This is a genomic window from Bradyrhizobium cajani, assembly GCF_009759665.1.
GTDB classification, from domain to species: domain Bacteria; phylum Pseudomonadota; class Alphaproteobacteria; order Rhizobiales; family Xanthobacteraceae; genus Bradyrhizobium; species Bradyrhizobium cajani.
Genome location: NZ_WQNE01000079.1, coordinates 1 through 4,348 on the forward strand (window position 1 = coordinate 1; position 4,348 = coordinate 4,348).

A 4,348-nucleotide genomic window follows, 5' to 3' on the forward strand; every position below is an offset into this window, starting at 1 on the left:
AACCGCTCCTCTGTCAGTTCAGGGCGGTTCAGGTAGCCCCGTGCCACCCCCGCCCCGCCAATGTAAAGCTCACCCACCGCGCCGAACGGCACGGGCGCGCCATGGCCATCCAGCAGGTACACCCGCGTGTTGGCGATTGGACGCCCGATCGGGACCAACGACCCATTGAAATCAGCCGGGCAAGTCCAGATCGTCGCACAGACTGTTGCCTCGGTCGGGCCGTAAGCATTGGCAATTGATGCTGGGGCCAGACTTCGCATGAGTTCTGGCTTCGGCAGCTCTCCAGCAAGAATGAGAACTTGCACAGCCAAACCTTCCGGATCCTTGCTTATCTGAAGCAACGCTGGGGGTAATGTCGCGTGGGTGATGGCTTCGCTTTGCAGATAATCCGATAGCTTGCTACTCGCTTGACGGATCTCTTCCGCAGGCAAGTGCAGAGCGGCTCCGGAGCCAAACGCCATAACAAGCTCCCAAGCGCTTGCATCAAAAGCAATAGAGGCAAACTGCACGACGCGGCTGTTGGAAGAAGCGTCAAAGAGGCCGACCTGAGCCGACAGCAGATTGACCAAGCCCTGATGCTGGACCATGACCCCCTTTGGGGTTCCGGTTGAGCCTGAGGTGTAGATCACATAAGCGAGATGGCCCGATGTGAGGCCAAGCGTGCGCGGGTCAGGGTTTGAAGCCGCCCGGTCGGCCCAGGCGGGCGTGGCCGTCTCCACATCGATAACCGTCACATCGGTCAGCACCTCAGGGCCGAGTGCTGCGCGACCGACGACGTCGCAAAGCAGCAGCCGCGGCGCGGCATCGTCGACAACCTGATGCAGCCGCTGGCTGGGATAGGCTGGGTCCAGCGGCAGATAGGCACCGCCAGCCTTGAGGATCGCCAAGACACCAACCACCATCGCCGGACTGCGTTCGAGGCAGATCGCAACCGGCTGGTCCGGCTTGACCCCGAGCGCGATCAGGTGGTGCGCCAGGCGGTTGGCCTTCGCATTGAGCTCGCCATAGCTCAGCCGCTCGTTTTCGCAGACCAGCGCCACCGCCTCCGGCGCCTTTTGCACCTGCGCCTCGAACAGCTCATGGACGCACCGGTCCGATGGATAGGCCTCCGCCGTCCGGTTCAGATCCTCCAGCAGGTAGGTGCGCTCCTCAGCCGGCAAGATGTCCAGCTCGCGTACCGGCGTATCCGGGGCATGCTCCAGCGCCTTTGCCAGCTGCTCGAGCACCCGCTGCATGTAGCTGCAGATCCGATCCGCCGAGATTGGCTCCGCCACCTGCACAGTGAGGCCCAGCGCCTCGCCAAAATCCTCCACCGACAGAGTCAGGGGATAGTTGGTGCGTTCCTCCGCACCCAGCCATTCCATGCCCGACAACACATCATCCGTCCAGGAGGCGGGCACAGCCGGCGCCGTGTTGTGACGGTAATTCAACAGTGTGCTGAACAGCGGTGCCGACGCCGCAACAGCGCTGCAGCGCTGTGCGAGCGCCAGCGAGGCATGCTCATGTGCCAGCAGGTCGGCCAGCCGGGCGTGCGTCATCCGCACGCTCGCCTCGACGGCGGTGTCATCGAGATCAAGCCGCAGCGGCAGGGTGTTGATGAACAGCCCCACGGCGCGGTCGGCGCCAGCGCTGCCATGCAGCCGGCCTAACAGCACCGTGCCGAACACCACCTGCTCGCGGCCGCTGCTGCGCGCCACCACCTGTCCCCACGCCAGATGGCAGAGGCTCGCCAGACTCACGCCCAGCCGCCGCGCCTGTTCGCGCAGCCTCGCATGGAGCGCTGACGGCAGCATCCGATGCGCCTCTCGAACCCCGCCGCCGTCGCCACGCACCTCGCTCAAGTCGAAGGGCGTGGTCGGCTCGTCGATGTCGGCCAGCAGCACCCGGAAGAACGCTTCATCGGCCTTGGCATCACGGCGCAGATGCGCCTGCGCCACCAGATTGCGGAATGGCTGCGGCGCGGTCAGCTCATGCTGGCGCCCCTCCAGCTCGGCCCGGACCTCAGCATGCATCACGTCCCGCGTCGTGTGATCTCCGATCAGATGATGCTGCAGCTCCAGCAGCAGCCAGCGCGGACTGCCGGGCTCGCGCGCTATCACAAACCGCAGCAGTGGCGCCCGGCCAAGCTCGATGCGGTGCCGACGTGGGTCAAACTGCTGCCTGAGCTGCTCGGCTCCAGTGCCATGAGCGCCATCCAGCTGGACCTCGATCACCTCCAGTTGCGCCTGCCGCCAAACCACCTGGGCCGGCCGCGACAATCCCTCCCAGACAAACGAGGTACGCAGGGTGTCATGCCGATCCACCACCCGCTGGACCGCGGCAAGATAGCGATCGAGCAGCCCACGCTCGGCAAACGCCATCTGCGACACCAGTAGGTATGGATCGCCCTTTGCCGCTAGCAAATGATGGAACAGGATGCCGTCCTGCAGCGGCGACAGGCCGTAGATGTCCTGGATGTTGCAAACCCCGCCGGGTACCGTGGCGATGATCCGGTCGATCTCGTCCTGCGCCAGCTCGATCAGCGGCAACATCTGCGGCGTGATCGCCGTACTCCGCTCGGTGATTAGGTTGGCTGGGACCGCCACCTCGTGATGGCGGCCCAGACTTGCAGCCAGATCCGCCAGCACCGGGTTGACGAACAAGGTGCGCACCTCGATGCGCAGTGACCGCCGCCGTAGACGCTCGATCATCTGCACCGCCAAGAGCGAGTGCCCTCCCAGTTCGAAGAAGTTGTCGTTCCGTCCGACCCGCTCCAGCCCCAGCAGCTCGGCCCAAATCTGCGCCAGCACCGTCTCCATCTCGCCCTGTGGCGGCGCGTAGGTCCGACGCGCATAAGCTTCGTCGCCCGGGGCGGGCAGCGCGTTTCGATCGAGCTTGCCGTTCACCGTCAGCGGAAGCGCCGCCAGCCGCACGAACGCACTCGGCACCATGTGGTCCGGCAGCCCCGCACTCACATGCGCCCGCAAATCGCCGGCAAGATCAGATTCCTCAGCTTCGGCGGCAACGACATACGCAACGAGGCGCTGCTCGCCGCGACCATCCTCGCGCGCGACCACCACCGCCTCGCGCACGCAGGCGTGGCCGCAAAGCCGCGCGACGATCTCGCCCGGTTCGATTCGGAAGCCGCGGATCTTCACCTGATCGTCGTTGCGGCCCAGGAACTCAATATTGCCGTCCGGCAGATAACGTGCAAGGTCGCCGGTCCGGTACAGCCGGTCGCCCTCGACAAAGGGGCTGGGGATGAACCGCTCCGCTGTCAGCTCAGGGCGATTCAGGTAGCCCCGCGCCACCCCCGCCCCGCCAATGCAGAGCTCGCCCACCGCACCGAACGGCACCAGCCCGCCATGACCATCCAGCAAGTAGACCCGCGTGTTGGCAATAGGGCGGCCAATCGGGACGATAGCCTCATCAAATCCAGCCGGGCAGCTCCAGGATGTAACGTCGATCGCGGCCTCAGTCGGACCGTAGAGATTGTGCAGGGCCGTCCAGGGCAATATGCGCCGAACCCTATGCACACTGGCGGCAGGGAGCGCCTCGCCGCTGCATAAAACCCGCCGCAGCGATGTGCAGCGGTCAACACTCTTCGCATCCAAAAAGCTGACCAGCATGGATGGCACGAAGTGAACTGTCGTGATGCGCTGGCTGACGATCAAGTCGACCAATGCATCGGGTTCTCTGTGCGCACCGGGCGGCGCCACGACCAGCGTTGCCCCTTCAAGCAAAGTCCAAAAGAACTCCCAAGCCGAGACATCGAAGCTAAATGGCGTCTTCTGCAACACGACGTCTGTTGCCTTCAGACCATAGGCGTTCTGCATCCAGATCAGGCGATTAACGATAGCCCGATGCTCATTCTGTGCCCCTTTGGGCGTGCCCGTGGATCCCGAGGTGTAGATCACATAGGCGAGATTGCGGGAGGTCAGGCTGAGCGCGCGCGGGTCAGGGTCCGCTTCCGGCAGGCTGGCCCAGGCCGGCGCCGCAGCATCGAGCTTCACCACGCTCACATTTCCCGGCACATCCGCGCCGAAGGCGGCACGGCCGGCCACATCGGCCAGCAGCAGCCGCGGCGCCGCATCGTCGAGTACCTGATGCAGCCGCGCCGACGGATAGGCCGGGTCCAGCGGCATATACGCCCCGCCGGCCTTCAAGATTGCCAAAAGCGCCACCACCATCATCGGACTGCGCTCGACGCAGATCGCGACCGGCTGGTCCGGCCTGACCCCGAGGGCGATCAGGTGGTGCGCCAGGCGGTTGGCCTTCGCATTGAGCTCGCCATAGCTCAGCCGCTCATCATCGCAGACCACCGCCACCGCATCCGGCGCCTTGTGCACCTGCGCCTCGAACAGCTCGT

1 protein-coding gene is annotated in these 4,348 nt (G+C 64.9%); it reads right to left on the bottom strand.

Translation table 11 applies throughout. From position 1 onward, the window contains the following. Positions 1 to 4,348 (bottom strand): non-ribosomal peptide synthetase (locus tag GPL20_RS38405; protein ID WP_157337918.1); only part of this gene is annotated, 4,348 nt, incomplete at both ends.